Genomic DNA, 25,391 nt, shown 5'->3' with positions numbered 1-25,391 from the left:
CTATTCAGTGGAAACAGGGATTGAGAATGCAAAAGCTCATCAACTCAGTGCAAAACTACGCCTGGGGAAGTCATACCGCCTTAACCGAACTTTATGGGATCGCCAACCCGAACAACCTGCCGATGGCAGAACTGTGGATGGGTGCGCATCCGAAGAGCAGCTCGCAGATTCTGGATAACGCTGGTACTCCGCGCTCGCTGCGTGAAGTGATTGAAGGCGATAAAACCGCCCTGCTCGGCGCAAAAGTGGCAGAGCGTTTCGGCGAGCTACCGTTCCTGTTTAAAGTCTTGTGTGCCGCACAACCGCTATCTATTCAGGTTCATCCGAACAAACAAGCCTCCGAAATTGGTTTCGCCAAAGAGAACGCTGCCGGGATCCCGCTTGATGCCGCCGAGCGTAACTATAAAGATCCAAACCACAAGCCGGAGCTGGTTTTTGCCCTGACGCCGTTCCTCGCCATGAACGCCTTCCGCGAATTTGCCGATATCGTCAATCTGCTGCAGCCGGTAGCCGATGCCCATCCAGCCATTGCCCAATTTCTTGCGCAGCCGGACGGCGAACATCTGAGCCAGCTGTTTGCCAGCCTGCTGAATATGAAGGGCGAAGAAAAAGCCCATGCGTTGAAAGTGCTGCAGAAGGTGCTGGATAGTGAGCAGGGTGAACCGTGGCAGACTATCCGCCTGATCGCCGAATTTTATCCTGACGATAGTGGCCTCTTCTCTCCGCTGCTGCTCAACGTAGTGAAGCTGAACCCAGGCGAGGCGATGTTCCTGTTTGCGGAAACTCCGCACGCCTACCTGCAGGGCGTGGCGCTGGAGGTGATGGCTAACTCGGACAACGTTCTGCGCGCGGGCCTGACGCCAAAGTACATTGATATTCCAGAGCTGGTCGCTAACGTTAAATTTACAGCCAAACCTGCGGGTGAGCTGCTGACTCAGCCAGTGACCCACGGCGCGGAACTGGATTTCCCGATCCCGGTCGATGATTTCGCCTTCTCTCTGCACGACCTGTCTGCGCAGGCCTCAACCATCGCCCAGGATAGCGCGGCGATTCTGTTCTGCGTTGAGGGTGAAGCAGTTATCACTAAAGGCGAGCAGCGCCTGACGCTGACCGCGGGTGAATCGGCGTTTGTCGCCTGTAACGAATCGCCAGTACAGGTTAGCGGCACCGGTCGCGTAGCGCGCGTGTTCAATAAGCTCTAGTAAGTTACTGAACTTTTTAGCCACAGTTGCTAGACTTTCACCCATCATGACAACACAACCAGGCGGCCCGATCCGCCTGGTTTCATTTATGGACAAATGCTATGAAAAAATCGCTGATCGCAGCAGGAGTTATCATCGCGTTGGGCGTCGTCTGGACCGGCGGCTCCTGGTACACCGGAAAGCAATTGGAGAGCCGTATTGCCGATATGGTGCAACAGGCCAATGCTCGGTTACAAAGCAGCGCACCGCAGGCGGGCGTTGAGCTAACGTATCAGGACTACCAGCGCGGTCTGTTCAGCAGCCATTTACAGCTGGTGGTTAAACCGATTGCCGGTAAAGAGACCCGCTGGCTTGCTGCCGGACAATCGTTGGTCTTTGACGAAGTCGTCGATCACGGCCCCTTCCCGCTGGCCTCACTGAAAACCTTTAACCTTGCGCCATCAATGGCCTCCGTCAAAACTACATTAGTCAATAACGACGCCAGCAAGGCGCTGTTCGATATCGCGAAAGGCGAAACACCGTTCACCATTGATACCCGCATCGCCTATAGCGGCGACAATCAATCCGCCATCGTGCTCAAACCACTTGATTACGCCAAAGGTGATGAAAAAGTGACCTTCAGCGGCGGCCAGTTCCAGCTGGATGCTGACCGTGAGGGGAAAACCCTGAACCTGACCGGCGAAGCTGGCAGCGGGCAGATTAATGCAGTAAACGAGTATAATCAGAAGGTCCAGCTTACCTTCAATAATCTGAAAACCGATGGCTCCACCGAAATGGCCAGCTTCAACGAGCGTATTGGCAAACAGGCCATCTCGCTGGAAAAACTGTCGATTGGCGTTGAAGGCAAAGAGCTGGCGCGGTTCGAAGGGATGAAAATCGACGGTAACTCTACGCTCACCGCCGACGGTAAAGGCATTAATAGCCAGCTGGATTACACCGTCAACAGTCTGAAGCTGCAAAATCAGGATATTGGTAGCGGCAGGCTGACCCTGAAGCTGGATAATATTGATGGCCAGGCTTTCCACGAGTTTAGCCAAAAATATAACTCGCAAGCGCAGGCGCTGATGGCGGATCCGCAGCTGGCGCAGAATCCCGAGCTGTATCAGCAGGCGATAATGCAAACCTTCTTTAGCTCGCTGCCAATTATGCTCAAAGGCAACCCATCCCTGACCATTTCGCCACTGAGCTGGCGTAATGCGAAAGGCGAAACCACCTTTAATCTTTCCGTTCTGCTGAAAGATCCGTCGCTGGTTACCACACCGCCGCAAACCCTGGCGGATGAAGTTGATCGTAGCGTCAAATCTCTCGACGGCAAGCTGGTGATCCCGGTCGATATGGCAACCGCCTTTATGACCCAAATTGCCGGGCTTGAAGGCTATCAGCCCGCAGACGCCGCCAAACTGGCTGACCAACAGGTGAAAGGCCTGGCGGCTATGGGCCAGATGTTCCGCATCACCACCATGGAAGATAACGCCATCACCTCCAGCCTGCAGTACGCTGACGGTCAGGTCACGCTCAACGGGCAGAAAATGCCGCTGGATGAGTTTGCCAGCATGTTTGGTTTAGAGCTTCCTTCTGTGTCGGAACCGGCACCGCAAGAAACCCTGCCGCAAGAAACCACTCCGCAAGAGGTGGTTCCACCCGAAGCCCCGCAGCAGTAAACAACAAATAGCCCCTTACGAGGGGCTATTTCACATTACTGGCACTGTCACATTTGAGAAATCCGTCACCTGCATCACCGGTAAATCAGCGTAAAATGCTGCAGCGATTCCGTCAGCTCTGAAAGCGAATCCAGAGGGCTATTTGATGAATGCCGTTGAGGCTTAAGTTCTGCTCCCCCTTCGTTACCGAAGGGAGACTCTGATTAAGGAAGTTCAGATGTTTGATTTTTCAACGCCGGTTGACCGTCACGGCACCTGGTGTACGCAATGGGATTACGTTGCCGACCGCTTCGGTACCGCGGACTTGCTACCATTTACTATCTCGGATATGGATTTTGCCACCGCCCCCTGCATTCTGGATGCCGTCAGCAAGCGTCTGGCGCACGGCGTTTTTGGCTATAGCCGCTGGAAAAATGATGAATTCCTTAACGCGGTGAGCCACTGGTTCGCCAGCCGTTTTCATAGTCCAATCAACCGCGGAGCCATTGTTTACGGGCCATCGGTTATCTATATGGTCGCGGAGATGATTCGCCAATGGTCCGAGCCTGGCGATGGTATCGTGGTGCATACGCCAGCTTATGACGCGTTTTATAAGACTATTGAAGGCAACCAGCGGCGCATTGCCCCAGCTCCGCTAAAACTCGACAACGGCCAATGGCGTTGTGATATGGTCGAATTTGAGCAGATACTGGCTCAACCACGTAATACAGTCCTGCTGCTGTGCAGTCCCCAAAACCCAACCGGCAAAGTCTGGACCCGCGAAGAGCTGGAAACCATGGCGCAACTGTGCGAAAAGCATGGCGTGAAGGTGATCAGCGACGAGATCCATATGGATATGGTGTGGGCTGAACATCAACATACCCCATGGTGCGATGTCGCTCGCGGCCCGTGGGCGCTGTTCACTTCCGGATCAAAAAGCTTCAATATTCCGGCTTTTACCGGTGCATACGGGTTAATTGACGATAGCACCACACGTGATAGCTATTTACAGGCGCTCAAGAACCGCGACGGTCTCTCTTCACCTTCCGTTCCGGCGCTAATCGCCCATGTTGCCGCCTATCGTGAAGGGGCAGCCTGGCTTGACGCTCTGCGCAAGTATCTACAAGAAAACCTACGCTACATCGCCCATGAACTCAATCTCGCTTTCCCCGAGCTAAGCTGGCAGCCACCGCAGGCAACCTATCTGGCGTGGATTGACCTGCGTCCGCTGGGCGTTGATGATCAGGCTTTGCAAAAAGCGTTAATTGAAGAGCAGAAAGTGGCCATTATGCCTGGCTACACTTACGGTGATGAAGGAAAGGGTTTTGTCCGCCTGAACGCGGGTTGCCCTCGCGAGAAGCTAGAAAAAGGCGTTCAGGGGCTGATTGCCGCCCTGCGCTCGCTGCGCTGACCGCTCCTCAAACTACGAAAACGGTAGCGGTCAACCCGCTACCGCTGTCGTTAAAGTTCGTCCCGCCGCCGAAAAGCCAAATATCCGGCTCCAATTGTAAATACGCCGACAATCACCACCAGCCAAATAAAACCGTGATGGTTGGTCGATAGCGGTATTCCACCGACGTTCATACCAAAAAAGCCAGCGACGATATTAATTGGCAACGCGAGCACGGTAATCACCGTCAGGGTGTAGAGCGTACGGTTGCTTTGTTCGAGCTGTCTGGCACTGATTTCCTCCTGAAGCAAGCTGATCCGCTCAATCAATCCAGAAAGATCGTTCAGCACCACGGTAAACTCTTCGGTGAACTGGCGAAATTCCTGCACCACCGAGCGGTCGATCCACGCCGGAGGACGGTTAAGTAAACGGAACATCGCCGCTGGTTCTGGCGCTAACAGACGCTGAAAGCGCAGCAGCATTCGCCGCAGACGCGCCAGATCGGCGCGATTACGCTGGACATGATTACTTAGCAAGCGCTCTTCAATCACATCCACGTGCTGGCTGGCCTGGCGAACCACCTGCTCGAGAACTTCTTCTTGCTCTTCCAGCAAAAAAGCCAGCAGCTCGGTCGATGAATTCACTTTGAGGGTTTGCAGGCGCGGGAGCATCCATTCAATAAAGCGGAGCGGCTTATAGCGGGCGGTCACCACCAGCTTCTGGCTGCAATATAACCACAGCGTCGAGGTTTCTGAACCAGTATCCTTGGGGTGAAAAATGACATCGTTCAGAACAGCATACAAATTTTCGCCCTGCCGTTCAATCCGCGTGGTGTGGGAACCGCCACGGATCTCTTCAAAGAAAAAGTCCGCCACGGCAAACTGGCTTTTGAGCCACTTCTCAGCGGTTGCATGATTGAGATTCAGATGCAGCCAGACAAAATCATTTTCCTTATCCAGTTGTTGATATTGGGTGCAAACCTCATTTGAGGTGATCCGCAGGGGTAAACTCCCTTCACGAAAGACATATCCGTGCACTAAGCCGGACACTTCCATATCAAAATCAGGCTTTAACATCTTACTGGTGACGTCTTGACTCATATATCCCTCAGGATCCTCAGTGAGCGCTAATTAAGAGCCTATCCCAGTAGGCGCCATTGTTGTAGCCAGTTTGGACACCGACTGCACGGAACAACCGGAGCGTACACGTAGTACGTGAGGATGATTCGCTACACTCACCCTTCGGGCCGCCCTGAAGGGCTTTTAAAACGCTGTGAGTTTTGGGTGAGCACTGCCCAGGGCCAAAATGGCAAATAAAATAGCCTAATGGGACAGGCTCTAAGCCCGAAGGAGCTCATATTTCGCTATTATCGCGCATCTGACAAGCGTAATAATTCATCCATATAACGGTAACCTGAATGAAATACTTCTTTATTGTTCAGCGCCATACCTTCTATGAATAATCAGGCTCTAAATTTAACCATTCCGCCCTATTATATTCTTAGCGAAAACCGTTCATTATTTTGACAAAACTCAAAAAAAAATCTTCCCCGGAGGTGTATTAAAATGCCGTTTTAACCATCCCGTCAAAATAGACTTAAACAGGAGGAAACCATGAAAACTTACGATCGTAACCGTAACGCTATCTCGACAGGCAGCATGGTTATGGTAGCCGACAATGGCGCGACGGGCGTTATTAAGGCCATTCACGGGAGCGGCAAAACGGCAGAGCAGCTCCGCCGCTCAGATTGCGTGGAAATTGAAGGCCGTGAGGGATTATATTGTCCGCTGGGTCTCGTTCGCCTCGGATTCAATTAATATAAGAATAAGCTGACAATCCATCATCACCTCGATATAGCAGTGGATAGCCGCTTGTAAAAGGCCACAACGCGTGGCCTTTTACCTTCATATCATCGCCTCACTTTGATCCCGTCGAGAGTTTTAACTGCTCAAACGGCGTATTATCGCGCCTCTCCAACCCGCTACGGGTAATATACCTTCTGAGTTCAGAGGCATTTTCATGGCATGGCAACAATTCAAACAAGCGTGGCTGATTAAGTTCTGGTCACCCGTTCCCGCAGTTATCGCCGCCGGTATTCTCTCTACCTACTACTTCGGTATTACTGGTACCTTCTGGGCGGTCACCGGCGAATTTACTCGCTGGGGCGGACAGTTACTGCAACTGGTCGGCATTCACAGCGAACAGTGGGGCTACTACAAACTGATTCATCTTGAGGGAACACCGCTAACCCGCATCGACGGCATGATGATTATCGGCATGTTCGGCGGCTGCTTCGCCGCGGCGCTGTGGGCCAACAACGTTAAGCTACGCTTTCCGCGCAGCCGGGTTCGTATTCTCCAGGCCATCGCCGGAGGGATCATCGCCGGTTTCGGCGCGCGTCTGGCGATGGGTTGTAATCTGGCGGCATTCTTCACCGGCATTCCGCAGTTTTCTCTGCATGCCTGGTTCTTTGCCATCGCTACCGCTATCGGCACCTGGTTCGGTGCGCGCTTTACCTTGCTGCCTATTTTTCGCATTCCGGTGAAGATGCAAAAGGTCTCCAGCGCGTCGCCTTTAACGCAAAAGCCTGATCAGGCGCGGCGTCGTTTCCGCCTTGGGATGATGGTATTTTTCGCCATGATTGCCTGGGGACTGCTGACGGCTGCGAATCAACCCAAGCTCGGTCTGGCAATGCTGTTCGGCGTTGGATTTGGCCTACTGATTGAACGCGCACAAATCTGCTTCACTTCTGCTTTCCGCGATATGTGGATCACCGGGCGTACCAATATGGCGAAGGCGATTATTTTCGGTATGGCCGCCAGCGCTATTGGGATTTTTAGCTACGTGCAGCTTGGCATGGAGCCGAAAATTATGTGGGCAGGCCCTAATGCGGTCATCGGGGGCCTACTGTTTGGCTTCGGTATCGTGCTGGCGGGCGGCTGTGAAACCGGCTGGATGTACCGTGCTGTTGAGGGACAGGTGCATTTCTGGTGGGTCGGATTGGGCAACGTTATTGGCTCAACTATCCTTGCTTATTACTGGGATGGGCTCTCACCGGTGCTGGCAACCAACTGGGATAAAATCAATCTGTTAGCGACATTTGGCCCCTTCGGCGGCCTGCTGGTGACCTATCTTCTGCTGCTTATCGCGCTAATTTTGGTCATCGCCTGGGAGAAACACTTTTTCCGCCGCAAGTCCCTCACCGCCGCATCCATTAAGGAGACAGCATGAAAACTATCGTTCCGGATTATCGCCTCGATATGGTTGGCGAACCCTGCCCCTATCCGGCAATCGCCACTCTGGAAGCTCTACCTTCGTTAAAGAAAGGCGAAATTCTGGAAGTGGTCAGCGACTGTCCGCAGTCGATTAACAATATCCCGCTGGATGCGAAAAATCATGGCTACACCGTGCTTGATATCCAGCAGGATGGGCCAACCATTCGTTATTTAATTCAAAAATAGGCGCGAGCCAACAGAGTGCACGCTGCCGGAACTGGCCCGGCGGCGTCTAACGCCTTACCGGACCGGGTATTTCGCAAGATTACCAGCCTTTCACCGCATCACCTTTATAAAGCTCCTCCGCCGCAGCGGCGACTTCATCGCTTTGATAGGCTTTGACCAGGTTTTTCACCTTTTCACTGTCTTTGTTTTCGATGCGACTGGCGAAGATGTTGACGTAAGGCGAGTCTTTGCTTTCGACAAACAGGCCATTGCGCGACGGTGACAGCCCCACCTGGCTTGAGAAAGTGGTATTGATGATCGCCATCGTTATTTGCTGGTCGTCCAGCGCGCGGGTTAGCTGCGGGGCCTCAATTTCAACAATCTTCAGATTTTTCGGGTTGCTGATAATATCCAGCGAGGTCGGCAACAGCCCGACGCCATCTTTCAGCGTAATCAGCCCCTGTTTTTGCAGCAGAAGCAGCGCACGTCCAAGGTTGGTCGGGTCATTCGGCACCGCGACCTGCGCGCCATCTTGCAGTTGCGCGACCGAATTGATTTTCTTCGAGTATGCCGCTATGGGATAAACAAATGTCGTCCCCACTTCAACCAGCTTGTAACCGCGCTCCTGAATCTGCTTATCCAGATAGGGCTTGTGCTGGAAAGCATTAGCATCCAGATCGCCGTTGTTGAGCGCCTCGTTGGGTAGCACGAAATCATTAAACGTCACTACTTCAACATCGAGATTGTATTTCTCTTTTGCGACTTTTTGCGCCACCGCCCACACTTCCTGGTCAACGCCCGCGCTAATCCCCACTTTGACGTGATTGGGATCCTGCTCAGAAGGTTTGCAGCCGCTCAGCAACAGTGCGCTTGCCACAGCCAGTGATACCGTGATTTTTTTTAACGTGAAAACCATATTCCCAGGGTCCTTTTTTAAAATAGCCTGCCACTCATTGCAGGAAAACTAGTGCCGGAGACTATAAAAAATCTCGCTGGCAAAATTAAAGACTGTTTCACTATGATTAATAGCGTTTTGCTATGAACGCTACCGTCACCCACGCACTTAAAAGGGTAATCCTCCCTGCTTTTTCTCTTTTCCATTGATTTATTCGGTATTTTTCAGAGCTTTTAACCGTTTATCGCTCTGATGTACAATGGTGCGCACTTTAACTAAAAAAAGAGTGCGACCATGATTGATTCAACTTTGCCACTAACCGACATTCACCGCCACCTTGATGGCAATATCCGGGCCCAAACCATCCTCGATCTTGGCCGACAGTTCAATCTTTATCTTCCAGCAAACACTCTTGATACCCTGCGCCCGCACGTACAGGTCACCAGCAATGAACCTGACCTGGTGAGTTTTCTCTCTAAGCTGGATTGGGGCGTAAAAGTGCTGGCCTCGCTGGAAGCCTGCCGCCGCGTTGCTTACGAAAACCTTGAGGATGCGGCGCGAAATGGCCTGCACTATGTTGAACTGCGATTCTCCCCGCGCTATATGGCAATGACGCACCAGTTGCCGGTTGCAGGCGTGGTAGAAGCGGTCATCGCCGGCGTGAAAGAAGGCAGCCGCGATTTTAACGTTGAAGCGCGTCTGATCGGTATTCTGAGCCGCACCTTCGGTGAAGCTGCGTGTCAGGAAGAGCTGGAAGCCCTGCTTGCCCACCGCGACGGCATTACTGCTCTCGACCTCGCCGGAGATGAACTCGGTTTTCCTGGCAATCTGTTTATGGACCACTTCAGCCGCGCCCGCGATGTGGGTTGGCGCATTACCGTGCACGCGGGAGAAGCCGCAGGCCCGGAAAGCATCTGGCAGGCGATTCGTGAGCTGGGCGCAGAACGTATCGGTCACGGCGTAAAAGCGGTACAAGATCTGGCGCTGATGGATTATCTTGCCGCGCAGCGTATAGGCATTGAGTCCTGCCTGACGTCAAATATCCAGACCAGCACCGTGCCCTCGCTGGCCCAACATCCGCTTAAAACGTTCCTGGAACACGGCGTGCTGGCCTGTATTAACACTGACGACCCGGCCGTCCAGGGCGTTGATATTATCCACGAATATACCGTCGCAGCCCCTGCTGCTGGCCTGAGTCGCGAGCAAATTCGTCAGGCGCAAGTGAATGGTCTGGAACTCGCTTTTTTAAGCCCACAGGAAAAAGCAGCGCTGATTGCGCGCGTACAACAGGCTTGATGATACCCTCCCGTTTTAAAGCGGGGGGGGATTTTAAGTTTTAAATAGCTTCTTCCGCATGCCAAATAAATCACTTTGAAATAACTATCTCCTGTAAAAAAAGGAATATGAATTCATTAAGAATTCATTTAATAACTTCACTTAACAACCTCATTTAATAAATAAAAAACTTGAATTGTTATTTTCCACCTTCTATTATGCTGCAAGCAAAAGCGCACCAGTAATCACTAGTCTTTTTTAAATAAACACCTAATAAAGAGCAAATAGAATCACATTAAATTAATATAATTTTTATAAATGCGGCGACTATATACAAAGTCCCTAAATAACTCACCTAACCGCATAACGGATTAATCCATGCCGTTGCATTCGGTTATTTCGAGCCTATCGTGGGAATCGATGCAATTACCTCAGAAGGACGTGAATTTTATGAATTTTATGAATATCAAGACGACATTAATTACCGGTACAACCGCACTATTGCTGGCTTCCCCGCTTGCGCTGGCAGCGGATGGCACCATTACTTTTAACGGAACCATCACCGCCTCAACCTGCGTTGTCGCCGGTGCGGCACAAACCGGCCAGACCCACTCCACCGCTGCGACGATTAACCTGCCAACACTGCCAACATCGGCTTTCGACAGCGGCACCAACATCGCGGGCACCACCAACTTTGAGATCCTGCTGACCGGTTGTCTGGCAACCACCAGCCTACAAAACGTACGCGCGCTGTTCACCACCGCTGATACCGTCAGCAATGGCGTGATCGTCGCAGGTGCGAATGGTAACAGCGCCGCTGCAGGCAATATTGGGGTCATTCTTCAGACAGAAACAGGCGCTGCCATTGACGTCAACGGCGGCACCAATCTGGATCCGGGCGCTGCACTGCCAACAACTTCTGGCGATGTGACAATGAAGTATCAAGCCTCTTATTCCGTTGTCAATAGCGGGGCAGCGGTCACCGCTGGCGCGGTTTATAACACCATTAACTACGAAATTTCTTATTTTTGATTTTATCTCCCGGCCACTGGTCGGGAGGTTATCCACCGCCAGGTTATCGCCGATATGAAAATAAAATTGCTGGCTCTAACTTTAATTCTGTCGTCTCCTTTATTACAGGCTTCCGAGGGTTCATTGACCCTATCCGGCGCGATTACCGACAGCACCTGCAACATATTAGGCGTAATTTCCGATAGCGAAATTGGCACAGCTCAGCCGGTACTTAATCCAGTCATCACTCTGACTAATCTTTCTGAAGACTCAAATTCCGCCACCAGCTTTCGCTGGTTCCAAATCCATATCAAAAACTGCTACGCAGCGGCTCAACGGCAAAATATCCGCATCCGTTTAGCCAGCCCCTATGCCGACAGCAGCGGTTATCTGCGTAATGCCATTCGCGGCGGTGCTCAGGGGAAGGTCATCATGCTGTATGAGCGCAGCGTGACCAACAACAGCAACCAGAGTCTGCCGGTAGGCCAGGGGCGATCGGCAACAGCATGGTTCAACCTGCCAGCGCAGAGCGGCGGCGAGGACGGCATCATTCGGCTCGGTTTTATCGCTTCCGCCCATACCGCATATGGCGAAACAGCCACGCCCGGCGCGTTTTCTACCAGCGTCGATTATGAGATGGAATATCAGTGATTAATCACAGGGATCATGAAATCGATGAACACTAAAACCCTGGTATCCGCCGCAGCTGTGTTGATGCTGCTGGTGTCGCAATCTGGAATAGCCGCCGACGGCACGATTAACGTTACTGGCGCGATTACCGATACCACCTGCGCCGTGCTGGGGGTGATATCCGACAGTGATGTCGGTACCCGACAGCCGGAAATTAATCCTGTTATCACGCTCACCAATCTTTCTGAGAACAGTAATGCCGTCACTGCTATTAACGGGTTCCAGATTCACCTTACCGGCTGCTATGTCCGCGCCAGTCAGAAAAACATCCGCATAAAAATGAGCAGTCCTTATGCCGGAAGCGACGGCAAATTGCGCAATGCCATTCGCGACGGCGCGCAGGGAAAAGTCGTCGTGCTGTATGAGCGCAGCCTTGATTCTGGAGGTGGTCAATTTATGCCGGTAGGTAACGGGCGTTCGGCAACAGCGTGGAGTGCGTTATCCACTTCCGGAGACGGTCTCATTCGCTTTGGCTTCACAGCGGTCGCCCAGGAAGCCTGGCAGGAAACAGCCACGCCCGGCGCGTTTTCTACCAGCGTCGATTATGAGATGGAATATCAGTAATCAGGCGGCGTAAATCACGATAACAACACAAAATAGTTAAGGAAATGGCGTGACAGGTTACGGAAAACAGCTTTCGGCTGGCTTTGTTCTCAGCGCATTCTTTGCGCCTGTTCACCACGCGCTGGCCGTCGACAGTGAATATGAGACCCAGTTTTTGCGTAAAGATAAGCACGGAGCAACGGCTGAAGTTTTTCTCTATCGCAATGCGGTAACGCCAGGCCTGAAAACGGTCGATTTCACCCTGAACGATCGCTTTATCGATCGTTATTCAATTTTGTTTGTTGAAGACAGACAAAACAAAACGACTGTCCCCTGCCTTTCCACCGCGTTTCTGCAACAACTGGGGATACGCACCGAACAGTACAACGGCTGGCGACTCTCCGCAGATGCTGACGGGGATATCGACCCAGCGACGCTGACCGCCAGCCAGTGCGAAGACGTGACTGCCCGCATTCCAGCATCGACAGTCAGCTACGATAATAGCCTGCAAATGTTATCTCTTCAGGTACCTCAGGAAGCGGTAAAGCGCATCGATTCCGCGATGCTTTCGCCTAAAGAGTGGGACGATGGCGTGGCGAATCTACGCACCAGCTACAGTGGCTACTTCTACCAATCACAGCTTAAAGATGTTAGCGAGAACGATGAAAAAATCAGCCGCAACGCATGGATTAGCCTGAACAGTACGGGCGGAGCCGGTCCCTGGCGACTGTTTAGTACCGACTCCTTCAGTAAAAATGAAGGTAACGGCTGGGAAACCAATCACGATAGCCTCTATCTCAATCGGGGCATTGCCGCCGCCCGCGGCCATATCTCTATCGGCGATATTTTTACTCAGTCACGCAGTGCAATCCTCAATAATATTCCCCTGCGCGGCGTGACGCTGGCGACCACCGAACGCATGATGCTCGATAATCAGTTTGATTTCTCCCCGGTTATCCGTGGGATCGCCCGTACCAATGCAAAAGTGACCATCCGCCAGCAAAACTCAACAATTTACAGCACCACGGTAACACCGGGAGCCTTTGCCATTGACGACCTTTCCAGCGCGCGTTCGGGTGCTGACCTGGAAGTGACGATTGAAGAGGCTGATGGTAGCCGACAAGTGTTCCGGGTGCCCTATTCCACGCTCCCCACCATGATTCGTCCCGGTGCGCTGCGCTATAGCGCGGCGGTCGGCCAATATCGACAAAATAGTCATGCCGAAGGTGAACCCTGGCTGGGTTTCGGCAGCCTGGAGTACGGTTTTGAGCATCTGACGCTACTCTCCACCACACTGGTCGCGGAAGACTACCAGTCGCTGTCGGCGGGTGCGGCATGGAATATCGGTGCTATCGGCGCTTTTTCGCTGGAACTGGCGGGAGCTCGCTATCGCGAAACCTGGCAAAACGAGGCCCAAAAAAACGGTTCCGCACTACGAGTGCTTTACGCCCGCTATTTCGAATCCACTGACACTAATCTTCAGGTCGCTGGCCACCAATATCATTCCCAGGGTTTTATGGACTTCAGCGATTACATGGAGAGATATCACCATGAGGAGGTGAATGGCTACGCCTACGGTGATGAAGGCTGGAATCGTCGCCGACGTAGCCGAACGGAAATTAATCTCAATCAGGGGCTTAATACATGGGGCAATCTCTATTTTTCCCTAAGCCAGGACCGCTACTACCACACCTCGGAGAAAAACAGCACCCTCACTGCCGGTGGCGGCACGCAAATAGGCCCGGCCAGCGTCTCCCTGACCTGGAGCTGGACGAAAAGTGATCAGAGCAAAGACAACCAGCTCAACCTGAACGTCAGCATCCCCTTTGATTGGGGCAAACGCCAACACAATGCGGGTTCGCTCAATTACGGCCTGACACGCAACCGGGAGAACCAGTATAGCCAAACGCTGGGCTATTCCGGCAACGCGCTGGACAACGCCCTGACTTATTCCGCCAATCTTCAGCGCGATCCGGGCGGTGGTACCAGCGAATCGCTGTCGTTGGGCTATGGGAGCAGCATCGGTTCGGTGAACGGTTCTATCGGGCACAGCGACGACGTCATGCAATTCTCCGCAGGCATGAGCGGCGGCCTGGTGATCTATTCCGGCGGCATCCTACTCACCCCGATGCTGGGCGATACCATCGGCATTATCGAAACGCCTGATGCAAAAGGCATTCAGGTGAGCGGAAACAGCAGCACCAATACCGACCGCTGGGGGCGCACGGTGCTTTCATATATGACGCCATATCGCTACAACACGCTGACCCTGGATACCAGCAAAACCGAAGGCGTGGAGCTGAAAGAGTCTTCACGCAAGGTTATCCCGACCCAGGGAGCCGCCGTTCTGCTGCATTTCGCTACCCGCGTCGGTCGCCGGGCAATGGTTGAGATCCGCAGTCGTAAGCCGATTCCGCTCGGCGCGCTAATTTACGTCGAAGGTGAAAAAGATGAAGCAGGGATCGTCGGGAATAAAGGCCAGGCCTATCTCAGCGGCATCGCCGCCGACCGCGAGCAAAAAATGCGCGTGCAATGGGGAGATATGCCCACCCAGCGCTGCTATTTCCTGCTACCAGTGGCGAGCGGAGCGCAACTGGAGCCCAATAACTGGTATCAGAAAATCGCAGTCCAGTGTCAGTAATGTCGTACTTATCACAAGGAAAAGACCATGAAAGGGAATCACATCCTCAAAGCACTTATTCCGCTGGCTCTTGCCGCCAGCATGATGCCATCGGCACAGGCCGCCGTGCGTCCCATGTTGACCCGTATCGTCGCGTACGCAACGGATAAAGAGACTCCGGTAGATATTATTAACGACGCGCCTCAGGCCTATATGGTGCAGTCCTGGCTGGAGGATACCCAGGGAAACGATGATAACATCCCGCTAGTCCTGACCCCGCCGGTGATGCAACTTGATGGCAAAAAGCAGGGCAAGCTACGCCTGGTGGTGATCCCCGGCGGCATTCCCCAGGACCGGGAGTCCGTTTACTGGCTGGCGGTACAAGAGATCCCGCCAAAAGCCTCCGGCGACGGCGGGAATAAGCTAGTCATGGCGATCCGTAGTCGAATTAAAGTTTTCGTTCGTCCGACTGGACTCAACGGCGACGAAGCGCGCAGTGCCGTCAAACAGCTGAAATGGCAGGTGGAAAAGAGCGGTGGTAAAACCTGGCTTATCGCCAGCAATCCCACCCCCTACTACATCAGCTTCGGCAAGCTGGCGCTTAAGCGGGCCGGAAAAGCGGAAGTGATGCTCAATGACAAATTCCATATGCCGCCGCCGAAAGGGAGTCAGCGTTATGAGGTCCCGCCAGCCTTTGCCGGAGGCCAGGCCGCGCTGACGTGGAGCGCGGTGCACGATTATGGCGGCACAGGTGAAGAATTAACCCAGCAGGTGGCGCTGTGAAGCGATCGGTCGCCGGAATACTGAGCGGCCTCATCTGCGCGCATCCAGCGCTGGCCGCCAACATCAGTGAGGAGGTTCACTGGTTTGATGGCGACCGTGCGGGCCAGAAGGCGGCGACCTGCCTCTACCACACGCCTGACCGACTGCCGTTTGCCGAGATCATCCCATTGGTTGTCGATAATGCTCAGCCGTACGGCACACGACTCTGGTCATGGGATTACGCCACCTTTTTACCGGATTACACCCTCTCTTGTGTCGGCTCGGGGATCAGTAACTCAACGCCCCGACTACGCGACGCCGCGCATGATAATCCCGCTAACCGGCAACTGTGCCTTACGGTGAAAGGCGGTGATGAACTGATGCCGACCACTAATCCCGGCGTCGGGATCCGCTGGCACTTTCGTACCGCGCAGGGGGAAAGCGTGAAAAACCAGCCCCAGCTTAGCGCCTGTGCCAGCCTGGAGGTCAGCACCGATAGCGCGGGTCGCTATATTTTTAACCCCAGGAAAGTCGCCACCTTGTCAGCCAAAGCGGAACTGGTGAAAACCGCAGAGGTGGTATACGGCACGGCGATATCGCCACTGACCGCGCAGTCGCAACTCTGGCTTGATACCGGCGCGGCGCAGAGCAGTAGCGTGAATCTTGGGTTGGGTGGTATAACGCCAATCGCGCCCGCCTGTCGGCTCTCAACAAAAGCGTATCAGGTGGAGATGGGGCGTTGGGTGATCCGCAGTCAACAAGAACTTCCTGCTCGCGGCGCACAAACGCCCTTTGAGCTACAGCTGGAGTGTACCGGTCAGGTGGCGCACCTGCGCCTGCGCCTTGAAGACAGCGGCACGCAGACCTCGGCGCAGCAGAATATCGTGCTGTATCGACATGACGATAGCAAAAGCATTGAGGGGCTGGAGATTGAGATGCTGCTTAACGGCAAGCGTATTCATGTCGGTGACGGTACTCCTGTGGACGCGGGAGCATATGGGAGCAACGGGCAGAATAATAGCCTCCCTGTCTATCGTACCGCCGCCCCCCTCGCCCTGACGGCTCGTTACGTTCAATACGCAGCCATTACCAGCGATGGGAAACCCTACACCGGCAGCATAAAGGGCAAGGTCAATATCTGGGTGACCTACGACTAAAAGTTCACTCGTCAATAAACGGTCCGTTGTTTGGCGGACAATAACATCGAAATACACCAGGGGATGGCAATGAGAATAAAACTGAAGACGATATTACCAGGGGCGCTATTTTTGATAAGCGTGCCGCTTACGTGGGCAAACGATGGCACCCTCACCGTTTCGGGGAAAATTAGCGATGGTACCTGTGCAGTAACAGGTGCGGCAGCGGAAGGTGGAACGCCATCGACCAATGCCACTATTCTGCTGCCTAAAGTTTCTACCCGCTTAACCAACGGGACCAGCGGCGATATAAGCCGTTTTTATATTTATCTCAAAGGATGCAAAGCGACCGCAGCCCTGAAAAATATCGTTGTCGGATTTCACGCAAATAATATCTACGACGATTATCGGCTGACTAACACCACGGCTAATGGCGCAGGCAACCTGGGCATTGAGATTTTACACTGGTATGAACAAACATCATGGGGATCCCCGAGCTCAGGGGTCACCATGAGCTTTAGTGGTTACACCGATAGCCGATCGATAATTGCGTTACCGCAAGGCCAGGAGGATATCACCATTATGTACGGCGCTGGTTATCGAAAACTGGATCCAGCCAAACCCATCACCGCAGGTCGCATAACCAGCACCGCCTGGTACGAAGTGACTTATTTCTGAACCCCGGATATAAAAAGGAATTTTAACGATGATGACCATTAAAATCGCGGGCGGATTATCTGGCGCCCTTCTGTACCTTATCTCTTCATCAGCGATAGCCTATGATGGAACCCTCAACTTCGAGGGCGAAGCAATACAATCGACCTGTGTCTTCGAAGGTATTTCCGTAGCCGGAGGGACGCCGTCTCTCAATCCGGTAATTGATCTCCCTGCCATCTCCGCCGAATCGCTAGCCAGCGGCGATATTATGGGGGAAACAACCCTATCGCTACATTTCCGCGATTGCGTTTATATGGAGGGTGAAATGACAGGCCATCCTTCATTTCATACCGATAATGTCTCCAGCGATGGCACGCTCTATATGCCGAATCAAACAGCGGACAGCGCAAAAAATGTCGGATTCCAGATCACAAACTATTCTGAGGACGGGACCCGTTCAGGTATTCAAAGACCTAACTACAAAGGGAATAGCTATGCTGCCTGGTTCCCACGAGTTAAAGGTAATATTATCAATAACCTCTATCGAGTTTCTTACCGTAAGGTACCGGGGAGCGGCGCAATTACTCCTGGCAACATGAGCGCCAGCGTGACTTATAACATCATCTATTATTAATAATCCGCAAACGATGGGGCTGACTATTACTGCCGGCCCCATTCTGATAAACCACGACCGAATTTATAACAGAGAATGATAATGAACATAGACACTGGCGCATTAATTACTGGGTTGTTTGATTCTCTCGCGACATTCACCAGCACTAATCGATGAATAGTGCTGGTTTTCCGGTCAGCATTACTGTGTTAAATCTCACAATCTGCCCCATGCCGTGCAATGTCTCAAACAATACCAATTGCTGCCCGGTGCCTGGCTGATTCCAGCCCAAGCTCAATCAGCTCCATTATCTGAATTGCCTGACCTGCCGGAACCGGATTCTCGCCGACTCCGTTAAGGGCATCACGAATTGCGGCGTAATAGGCCGGGTAGTTGCCGGGCAGCGTGAGCCATGACTCTTCAGTTATTTCCTCACCTTGAGCACGCGTCAGCATCCCATCACGCATATCATATCCCCAATCCTCCAGCGGCAAGCGCTCACCGCTTTTCAGTCGCTCTTCCTGCGGATCCAGACCATATTTCACATAGCTTCCCCGCGAGCCGTGAATGATATAGCGTGCCGTTTCCGCCGCAGCCAGTAGCGTACCGTGCAGTACTACACGACGCTGCGGGTAGGCCAAAACAGCATGAAAATAATCGGTGGACTGCGAGCCCGGGCGTAATTGCGCCAGATCGACATTCATACTAACGGGAAGGCCAAACAAATTGACCACCTGATCAAGAAGATGCGGACCCAGATCGTACCAGATGCCGCTGCCCGGACCGCCTTGCTCGCGCCAGCGATTACGTACCTGCGGCCGGTAGCGGTCAAAATGGGATTCGAAATAACCCACTTCGCCGAGCAGACCTTCGTTAATCAGCGCTTTAACGGTAAGAAAATCGCTGTCCCAGCGGCGATTGTGAAACACCGATAGCAAACGCCCTTCTCTTTTCGCAACCACATCCAGCTCACGAGCTTGTGACAACGTCACGGTAAAGGGCTTATCAACGACCACATGCTTACCCGCCTCCAGCGCAGCCTTCGCCAGCGGGAAATGGGTATCGTTTGGCGTCGGGATCACAATTAGATCGAGGGTCGGGTCACTAAAGAGTCGTCCCGGATCGGAAACCACCTTTACTACGGGCCAATCGGCAAGCACTTTGCTTTCGTCACTGCTGGATACAGCCGCCAGCGTCATTCCCGGCGTGCAGCTAATTAATGGCGCATGAAAGGTTTTGCTCGCATAACCGTAACCGATTAATCCAACCCGGATAGCGTCACTCATCTTGCAACTCCTTTAATGAGAAATAACGTCGTTATACCCGTCATACTTCAAGTTGCATGTGCGTTGGCAATAACTCGGCCTTCGGCCTCGCCCCTTCTGGGCCAGCGCAAGCGCTGTTCAAGGCACGAGTGCCTTGTCCTGCAACTCAAATTATTCAGGGTATATATTCACTATAGGTCTCAGGCCATTATTTATGCTAACGCAGGGGGAATGATTGATCGTTTTTACGCCAGTTGCGCAACTGAAGCCAGGTAACGCTTGCGTTGCTTCAGTCATTTAGTAACATTTCAGCCTGGTTTGATTATTTGCTTTAGAGTTATGGAAAACGTTTTTAATCGTATTGTTGAACTTATTGGCTGGATTGTTTTGGGCGTTTCGGCCCTGCTTTTAGTTATCGCTCATCATATTGATAACTACCAGTCTCCACCGTCTATTGATGTAGTTCAGACGAAGCCCCTGTCTAAATAAACAGTGACCCGCTTCGCAACTGTGCAACCGGTTTCAGAAACCGGTTGCACAGTTGCACATGCTTTCATTACACTCACCTTATCATTCGATAAGGAGTTTCTTCATGGCCGGATTTCCGCAACACTTTTTATGGGGTGCCGCTACCGCAGCTTATCAGGTTGAAGGCGGACACGATGCCGATGGCAAAGGCCCTTCTATTTGGGATATTTATTCCCACCTCCCAGGCACCACTTTTCAGGGCACAACCGGTGATATAGCCGTCGATCATTACCATCGCTTTCGCGAAGACGTCGCTCTCATGGCGGAAATGGGTTTGCAGAGCTATCGCTTCTCTATTTCATGGCCTCGCCTGCTGCCCGAAGGCCGCGGTGAAGTTAACGAAGCAGGTATTCAATTTTATAGCGATCTGATTGATGAACTACTGGCGCATAATATTGAACCGATGATAACCCTCTATCACTGGGATTTGCCGCAGGCGTTGCAGGATGAAGGCGGCTGGGAAGCGCGCAGCACGGCAGAGGCTTTCGCTGAGTATGCCCGCCTCTGTTACGAACGTTTTGGCTCCCGCGTGAAACTGTGGGCCACCTTTAACGAAACCATCGTCTTTATCGGCCACGGTTACATTAACGGCCTCCACCCACCAGCCGTCCGTGACCCGGCGCGCGCCATTCAGGCCTGTCACCACGTATTTATTGCCCATGCGCTGGCTATCAAAGCTTTTCGTGAAATGGGCGTTGAAGGCGAGATTGGCTTCGTTAACGTCCTGCAACCTCACACCTCGCTAACCGACAGCGAAGAAGATAAGCGTGCGACCGAGATGGCGGACGCTATCCACACCCACTGGCTTTACGATCCGGTCTTAAAAGGCTGCTACCCTGAAGCGCTGCTGCAACAAACCCAGGCGCTCTGGGGCGTCCCGGCGTTTGCGGCTGGCGACGATGCCCTGCTGCGAGAGAACCGTTGTGACTTTATCGGCCTTAACTACTATCGCCGTGAAACTGTATCGGCGCAGCCTCCCGAAGAGCCGACCGGCGGCGAGCCTGGGGTTGATGGGCTCTTTTACTTTGTGCGCAACCCGCAAAGCACCTATACCGAATGGGGCTGGGAGATTTGGCCGCAGGGGTTAACCGACGGCATCATGATGGTTAAAGAGCGCTATGGTGATATTCCGATTTATATTACTGAGAACGGACTGGGCGCAATAGACCCGATCATTGATGGTGAGGTCGTTGACGACCCGCGCATTGACTATCTCAGCAGCCATATTAATGCGCTGGAAAATGCGCTGGCGCTCGGTGCTGACGTGCGCGGCTACTACCCCTGGTCCTTTATCGACCTTTTAAGCTGGCTTAACGGCTACAAAAAGCAGTACGGGTTCGTCTATGTCGATCACCAGCAAAATCTGGCGCGTAAACGAAAAAAGAGTTTTTTCTGGTACCAAAACGTTATTGCCAGCCGAGGCGAACAGCGTTAATCTTCTCTCCCAGGCGCCTTCCGGCGCCTGATTCAGTTCTGGAATATTCTTAAATTTTCTTTGTATTACACCGGGAACGCCGTCTGTTCTTGTCATCAGTATTTACAACCGAAATAATTCCTTACAGCCTGAGAAAGTAAAGGCTTGTTGGTTGAGAACAAGTTTACTGAAAGCTGGTAATATTCGACTTATTTATTCCGATTATAAAATGGATACGCAAATGACCGTTCAGGACTACTTATTAAAATTCCGTAAAATCAGTTCGCTGGAAAGTCTGGAAAAACTTTTTGATCACCTTAACTATTCCCTGACCGATAACGAAGAGATCGTCAACATGTATCGCGCTGCCGACCATCGCCGGGCGGAGCTGGTTTCCGGCGGCAAATTGTTCAACATCGGTGAAGTTCCTAAGTCCGTCTGGCGCTACGTGCAATAAAGACTGTAATCATTCACGCCAGTTGCTTATACTTCCCGCCCTGCTTTTATTTATATACCTTAAATAATTCGAGTTGCTTAAAGGCGGCAAGGGAGTAAGTCCCCAGGAGCATAGATAACTATGTGACTGGGGTGAGCGAGCGTAGCCAACACATAAGCAACTTGAAGTATGACAGGTATGACTGGCTTTGAATTCGGGAGTAATAATGTCCTCTGACTCTGTGGAACGTATTGGCGGATGGCTTCTGGCGCCGTTGGCATGGCTACTGGTTGCTCTACTTAGCGCCTCACTGTCGCTACTTCTTTTTACTCATGCCCTGATGTCTTCCCAGACTTATACATTGCTGAGTAATATGAGTCCCGAGCACCTTGCCCTGTGGATTGCGTCCTTAGCGTTCTCAATTGCTATGTGGTACTACACGCTATGGCTGACCATCGCCTTTTTCAAGCGCCGCAAAGGTGTACCAAAACATTACATTATCTGGCTATTGATAACGCTCCTGTTGGCGATAAAAGCCTTTGCCTTTTCTCCGATTTCGGACGTCCTGGCACTGCGCCAGCTTCTGTTCCCTCTTCTTGCGGCTGCGCTGCTGGCACCTTACTTCAGGCGTTCAGAGCGGGTTAAACGGACCTTTGTGAATCCGTAATAACCACACAGTTAACCTGTTGTCGCGTGTATCGATTTATTCGATAATAGACGGCTTTTTCTATTTCAGGTCGAATAATGGCTGATTATTTACTGCTCTTTGTGGGTACTGTCCTCGTTAACAACTTCGTGCTGGTGAAGTTCCTTGGATTGTGCCCGTTTATGGGGGTTTCCAAAAAACTGGAAGCCGCTATGGGGATGGGGCTCGCCACCACCTTTGTGATGACGCTGGCCTCCATTTGCGCCTGGCTAATTGATACCTGGATCCTCATCCCGCTGAACCTGGTCTACCTGCGCACGCTGGCCTTTATCCTGGTCATCGCCGTTGTCGTGCAATTTACCGAAATGGTGGTACGTAAGACCAGTCCAGCGCTGTATCGCCTGTTAGGTATTTTCTTGCCGCTGATCACCACCAACTGTGCGGTGCTCGGCGTGGCGCTGCTGAACATTAACCTTGGGCATAACTTCCTGCAGTCGGCACTGTACGGCTTTGCCGCCGCAGTTGGCTTTTCGTTGGTTATGGTCCTTTTCGCCTCCATTCGCGAGCGTCTGGTGGTTGCGGATGTCCCCGCGCCGTTTCGCGGTAACGCCATTGCGTTAGTCACCGCAGGTTTAATGTCGCTGGCATTTATGGGCTTTAGTGGTTTGGTGAAGTTGTAATGAACGCTGTCTGGATAGCCGTTGTCGCCATCAGCCTGCTTGGGCTGATTTTCGGCTTAATTCTGGGCTACGCCTCCCGCCGCTTTGAGGTGGAAGATGACCCGGTAGTTGAAAAAATTGACGCCCTGCTCCCGCAGAGCCAGTGTGGTCAGTGTGGCTACCCCGGCTGTCGTCCCTATGCGGAAGCAGTGGGCACGCAAGGTGAGAAAATCAACTGCTGCGCCCCCGGCGGCGAAGCCGTGATGCTCAAAATTGCCGAGCTGTTGAACGTCGACCCGCAGCCCACTGACGGCGATGTGCAAGAGCTGGAGCCGGTACGGATGCTGGCGGTGATCGATGAAGCAAATTGCATCGGCTGCACGAAATGCATCCAGGCCTGCCCTGTCGATGCCATCGTCGGTGCCACCCGTGCCATGCATACGGTGATGAGCGACCTCTGTACCGGCTGTAATCTTTGCGTCGCGCCATGTCCGACCCAATGTATTGAACTGCGCCCGGTCGCCGCGACGACAGAAACCTGGAAATGGGATCTTCAAACCATTCCGGTACGCATTATTCCTGTGGAACAACATGTTTAAGTTATTTTCCGCTTTTCGAAAAGACAAAGTCTGGGACTTCAACGGCGGTATTCATCCGCCGGAAATGAAAACCCAGTCCAACGGCACCCCGCTGCGTCAGGTCCCACTGCCGCAGCGGTTGGTTATTCCGCTGAAACAGCATATTGGCGCCGAAGGGGAGCTGTGCGTTCAGCCGGGCGATCGCGTCCTGCGCGGCCAGCCGTTGACGCGAGGCTGGGGCAGAATGCTGCCGGTTCATGCGCCAACCTCCGGCACCGTAACGGCCATCGCTCCGCACTCCACCGCTCATCCGTCCGCACTGGCGGAAATGAGCGTTATTATTGATGCCGACGGCGAAGACCGTTGGATTGAGCGCGACGGCTGGAACGACTACCAGAATAAATCACGTGAAGATCTCATTGAGCGCATTCACCAGTTTGGCGTGGCCGGACTGGGCGGTGCCGGTTTTCCGACCGGGACGAAATTGCGCGGCGGCGGCGACAAAATCGACACCTTAATCATTAACGCTGCCGAGTGTGAACCCTATATCACCGCCGACGATCGCCTGATGCAGGATTGCGCAGCACAGATCGTTGACGGCATTCGTATCCTTGCCCATATCCTGCAACCGAGCCAGGTGCTGATCGGCATCGAAGATAATAAACCGCAGGCAATTTCAATGCTGCGCGCAGTACTAGCCGATACCCACGGTATTGCGCTGCGTGTGATCCCAACGAAATATCCGTCTGGCGGCGCTAAGCAGCTGACGCAAATCCTGACCGGGAAACAGGTTCCCCACGGCGGGCGTTCGTCCGATATCGGCGTTTTGATGCAAAACGTGGGTACTGCCTATGCGGTGAAACGCGCGGTGATGGATGGCGAGCCGTTGACAGAGCGTGTGGTCACGCTAACCGGTGAAGCAGTTTCGCGTCCGGGTAACGTCTGGGCGCGACTGGGTACCCCGGTCAGCCATCTGCTTAAAGACGCCGGTTTCTGCCCGAGCGCTGAGCCAATGGTGATTATGGGCGGTCCGCTGATGGGCTTCACCCTGCCGTGGCTTGATGTTCCAGTGGTAAAAATCACCAACTGTCTGCTGGCCCCGTCGGCAACGGAAATGGGCGAGCCGGAAGAGGAAAAAGGCTGCATTCGCTGTAGCGCCTGCGCCGACGCCTGTCCTGCCGATCTGCTGCCACAGCAGTTGTACTGGTTTAGTAAAGGTCAGCAGCACGACAAAGCAACCGGTCACAACCTCGCAGATTGTATCGAATGCGGTGCCTGCGCCTGGGTTTGCCCAAGCAATATCCCACTGGTGCAGTATTTCCGTCAGGAAAAAGCCGAAATCTACGCGATTGCTCAGGAAGAGAAGCGTGCCGCAGAAGCAAAAGCGCGCTTCGAAGCGCGTCAGACTCGTCTGGAGCGGGATAAGGTCGCGCGTCAGGAGCGTCATAAACAAGCTGCGGTACAGCCAGCGGCCAAAGATCAGGACGCCATTAACGCCGCCCTGGCGCGCGTTCGTGAAAAACAACGTGATGCCGCGCAGCCGATTATCGTGCTGGCTGGTGCCAAACCGGATAATAGCGAGGCTATCGCCGCTCGCGAAGCGCGCAAGGCCGAGGCGCGCGCCCGAAAAGCTGAACAGAATAGCGCAGCGGTTGAATCTGCCGTTGAGCAACCTGCCGCAGCCGATCCACGTAAAGCCGCCGTCGAAGCCGCTATCGCCCGCGCTAAGGCCCGCAAAGCTGAACAGCAGGCGGTTCCGGCTGAGCCTGTCGTCGCAGAGCAGCCAACAACCACAGCGATTGATCCGCGCAAAGCCGCCGTTGAAGCCGCTATCGCCCGAGCTAAAGCTCGCAAAGCAGAACAGCAAGCAGTTCCGGCTGAGCCTGTCGTCGCAGAGCAGCCAACAACCACAGCGATTGATCCGCGCAAAGCCGCCGTTGAAGCCGCTATCGCCCGAGCTAAAGCTCGCAAAGCAGAACAGCAAGCAGTTC

25 protein-coding genes are annotated in these 25,391 nt (G+C 53.1%); 22 read left to right on the top strand and 3 right to left on the bottom strand.

The window, feature by feature from the left end; translation table 11 throughout:
* The first annotated feature begins 26 nt into the window (after positions 1-26).
* The 3 genes from manA to QVF11_RS12685 all read left to right on the top strand — a co-directional run bounded on the left by manA (position 27) and on the right by QVF11_RS12685 (position 4,253).
* Positions 27-1,202, top strand: coding sequence for a mannose-6-phosphate isomerase (gene manA, locus QVF11_RS12695; protein ID WP_287857242.1), 1,176 nt, complete (start codon positions 27-29; stop codon positions 1,200-1,202).
* A 101-nt stretch (positions 1,203-1,303) separates the two neighbouring features.
* Positions 1,304-2,863 (top strand): YdgA family protein, encoded by a 1,560-nt coding sequence (locus tag QVF11_RS12690; RefSeq protein WP_112214374.1) that lies wholly within the window; start codon positions 1,304-1,306, stop codon positions 2,861-2,863.
* A gap of 217 nt (positions 2,864-3,080) precedes the next feature.
* The gene (locus tag QVF11_RS12685; RefSeq protein WP_142513934.1) at positions 3,081-4,253 is read left to right on the top strand and encodes a MalY/PatB family protein; all 1,173 of its coding nucleotides are present in this window, start codon (positions 3,081-3,083) and stop codon (positions 4,251-4,253) included.
* Positions 4,254-4,303: 50 nt separating this feature from the next.
* On the opposite strand, the gene QVF11_RS12680 is transcribed toward QVF11_RS12685, so the two are convergent.
* The gene (locus QVF11_RS12680; protein WP_142513935.1) at positions 4,304-5,332 is read right to left on the bottom strand and encodes a CorA family divalent cation transporter; all 1,029 of its coding nucleotides are present in this window, start codon (positions 5,330-5,332) and stop codon (positions 4,304-4,306) included.
* Positions 5,333-5,845: 513 nt separating this feature from the next.
* Here QVF11_RS12680 and ydfZ point away from each other — a divergent pair.
* The 3 genes from ydfZ (at position 5,846) to yedF (ending at position 7,693) form a co-directional block, all read left to right on the top strand.
* Positions 5,846-6,049, top strand: coding sequence for a putative selenium delivery protein YdfZ (gene ydfZ / locus QVF11_RS12675; protein WP_110274014.1), 204 nt, complete (start codon positions 5,846-5,848; stop codon positions 6,047-6,049).
* Between the two features lie 202 nt (positions 6,050-6,251).
* Entirely contained in the window at positions 6,252-7,463 is a 1,212-nt protein-coding gene (gene yedE / locus QVF11_RS12670; protein ID WP_287857237.1) for a selenium metabolism membrane protein YedE/FdhT, read from the top strand.
* Positions 7,460-7,693, top strand: coding sequence for a sulfurtransferase-like selenium metabolism protein YedF (gene yedF / locus QVF11_RS12665; protein WP_110274012.1), 234 nt, complete (start codon positions 7,460-7,462; stop codon positions 7,691-7,693). The genes yedE and yedF overlap by 4 nt, the downstream gene beginning before the upstream one ends.
* Positions 7,694-7,772: 79 nt before the next feature.
* Here yedF and metQ read toward each other — a convergent pair whose 3' ends face one another.
* On the bottom strand, positions 7,773-8,588 hold the full coding sequence (metQ, locus tag QVF11_RS12660; protein WP_110274011.1) for a methionine ABC transporter substrate-binding lipoprotein MetQ: 816 nt from the start codon (positions 8,586-8,588) through the stop codon (positions 7,773-7,775).
* Positions 8,589-8,861: 273 nt separating this feature from the next.
* Here metQ and add point away from each other — a divergent pair, with 273 nt between their 5' ends.
* The 9 genes from add (at position 8,862) to QVF11_RS12615 (ending at position 17,895) form a co-directional block, all read left to right on the top strand.
* Entirely contained in the window at positions 8,862-9,863 is a 1,002-nt protein-coding gene (gene add, locus QVF11_RS12655; RefSeq protein ID WP_287857233.1) for an adenosine deaminase, read from the top strand.
* 429 nt (positions 9,864-10,292) lie between these two features.
* Positions 10,293-10,874, top strand: a complete 582-nt coding sequence (locus tag QVF11_RS12650) for a fimbrial protein (RefSeq protein ID WP_287857231.1) — start codon at positions 10,293-10,295, stop codon at positions 10,872-10,874.
* A gap of 54 nt (positions 10,875-10,928) precedes the next feature.
* A complete protein-coding gene (locus tag QVF11_RS12645) occupies positions 10,929-11,504 on the top strand; it encodes a fimbrial protein (RefSeq protein WP_287857229.1) in 576 nt (191 codons plus the stop codon).
* A 24-nt stretch (positions 11,505-11,528) separates the two neighbouring features.
* Positions 11,529-12,107, top strand: a complete 579-nt coding sequence (locus QVF11_RS12640; RefSeq protein WP_287857227.1) for a fimbrial protein — start codon at positions 11,529-11,531, stop codon at positions 12,105-12,107.
* A gap of 49 nt (positions 12,108-12,156) precedes the next feature.
* On the top strand, positions 12,157-14,727 hold the full coding sequence (locus tag QVF11_RS12635) for a fimbria/pilus outer membrane usher protein (protein WP_287857226.1): 2,571 nt from the start codon (positions 12,157-12,159) through the stop codon (positions 14,725-14,727).
* A 27-nt stretch (positions 14,728-14,754) separates the two neighbouring features.
* Positions 14,755-15,489: a fimbrial biogenesis chaperone gene (locus QVF11_RS12630; protein ID WP_287857224.1), complete on the top strand. Its 735-nt coding sequence runs from the start codon at positions 14,755-14,757 to the stop codon at positions 15,487-15,489.
* Positions 15,486-16,625: a fimbrial protein gene (locus tag QVF11_RS12625; protein ID WP_112214384.1), complete on the top strand. Its 1,140-nt coding sequence runs from the start codon at positions 15,486-15,488 to the stop codon at positions 16,623-16,625. The genes QVF11_RS12630 and QVF11_RS12625 overlap by 4 nt, the downstream gene beginning before the upstream one ends.
* Positions 16,626-16,694: 69 nt before the next feature.
* Positions 16,695-17,282 carry a fimbrial protein gene (locus QVF11_RS12620; RefSeq protein WP_287857222.1) on the top strand — a complete coding sequence of 196 codons (588 nt, stop codon included), beginning with the start codon at positions 16,695-16,697 and terminating at the stop codon, positions 17,280-17,282.
* A 28-nt stretch (positions 17,283-17,310) separates the two neighbouring features.
* On the top strand, positions 17,311-17,895 hold the full coding sequence (locus QVF11_RS12615) for a fimbrial protein (protein WP_142513941.1): 585 nt from the start codon (positions 17,311-17,313) through the stop codon (positions 17,893-17,895).
* Between the two features lie 224 nt (positions 17,896-18,119).
* Here the strand turns inward: QVF11_RS12615 and QVF11_RS12610 are convergent, their stop codons facing one another.
* Complete coding sequence (locus QVF11_RS12610) at positions 18,120-19,160, bottom strand: oxidoreductase (protein WP_287857220.1); 1,041 nt, start codon at positions 19,158-19,160, stop codon at positions 18,120-18,122.
* Between the two features lie 318 nt (positions 19,161-19,478).
* On the opposite strand from QVF11_RS12610, the gene blr reads away from it, so the two are divergent.
* The 7 genes from blr to rsxC form a co-directional block, all read left to right on the top strand.
* On the top strand, positions 19,479-19,628 hold the full coding sequence (gene blr / locus QVF11_RS12605; RefSeq protein ID WP_112214386.1) for a division septum protein Blr: 150 nt from the start codon (positions 19,479-19,481) through the stop codon (positions 19,626-19,628).
* 103 nt (positions 19,629-19,731) lie between these two features.
* Positions 19,732-21,102 carry a GH1 family beta-glucosidase gene (locus tag QVF11_RS12600; RefSeq protein ID WP_287857218.1) on the top strand — a complete coding sequence of 457 codons (1,371 nt, stop codon included), beginning with the start codon at positions 19,732-19,734 and terminating at the stop codon, positions 21,100-21,102.
* A gap of 220 nt (positions 21,103-21,322) precedes the next feature.
* Positions 21,323-21,538 (top strand): transcription modulator YdgT, encoded by a 216-nt coding sequence (gene ydgT / locus QVF11_RS12595; protein ID WP_004134363.1) that lies wholly within the window; start codon positions 21,323-21,325, stop codon positions 21,536-21,538.
* Positions 21,539-21,743: 205 nt separating this feature from the next.
* The gene (locus QVF11_RS12590) at positions 21,744-22,184 is read left to right on the top strand and encodes a DUF2569 domain-containing protein (RefSeq protein ID WP_112214389.1); all 441 of its coding nucleotides are present in this window, start codon (positions 21,744-21,746) and stop codon (positions 22,182-22,184) included.
* Between the two features lie 77 nt (positions 22,185-22,261).
* The gene (rsxA, locus tag QVF11_RS12585) at positions 22,262-22,843 is read left to right on the top strand and encodes an electron transport complex subunit RsxA (RefSeq protein ID WP_110273996.1); all 582 of its coding nucleotides are present in this window, start codon (positions 22,262-22,264) and stop codon (positions 22,841-22,843) included.
* The gene (gene rsxB, locus QVF11_RS12580) at positions 22,843-23,421 is read left to right on the top strand and encodes an electron transport complex subunit RsxB (RefSeq protein ID WP_110273995.1); all 579 of its coding nucleotides are present in this window, start codon (positions 22,843-22,845) and stop codon (positions 23,419-23,421) included. The genes rsxA and rsxB overlap by 1 nt, the downstream gene beginning before the upstream one ends.
* Positions 23,414-25,391, top strand: a 1,978-nt coding sequence (gene rsxC / locus QVF11_RS12575) for an electron transport complex subunit RsxC (protein WP_287857213.1), incomplete at its 3' end; no start/stop codon positions are given. The genes rsxB and rsxC, both read left to right, overlap by 8 nt.

It is taken from the genome of Klebsiella sp., assembly GCF_027492335.1.
GTDB classification, from domain to species: domain Bacteria; phylum Pseudomonadota; class Gammaproteobacteria; order Enterobacterales; family Enterobacteriaceae; genus Klebsiella; species Klebsiella huaxiensis.
The sequence above is the reverse complement of the archived record's forward strand: the minus strand, read 5'-3'. Positions and strand labels throughout refer to the sequence as shown.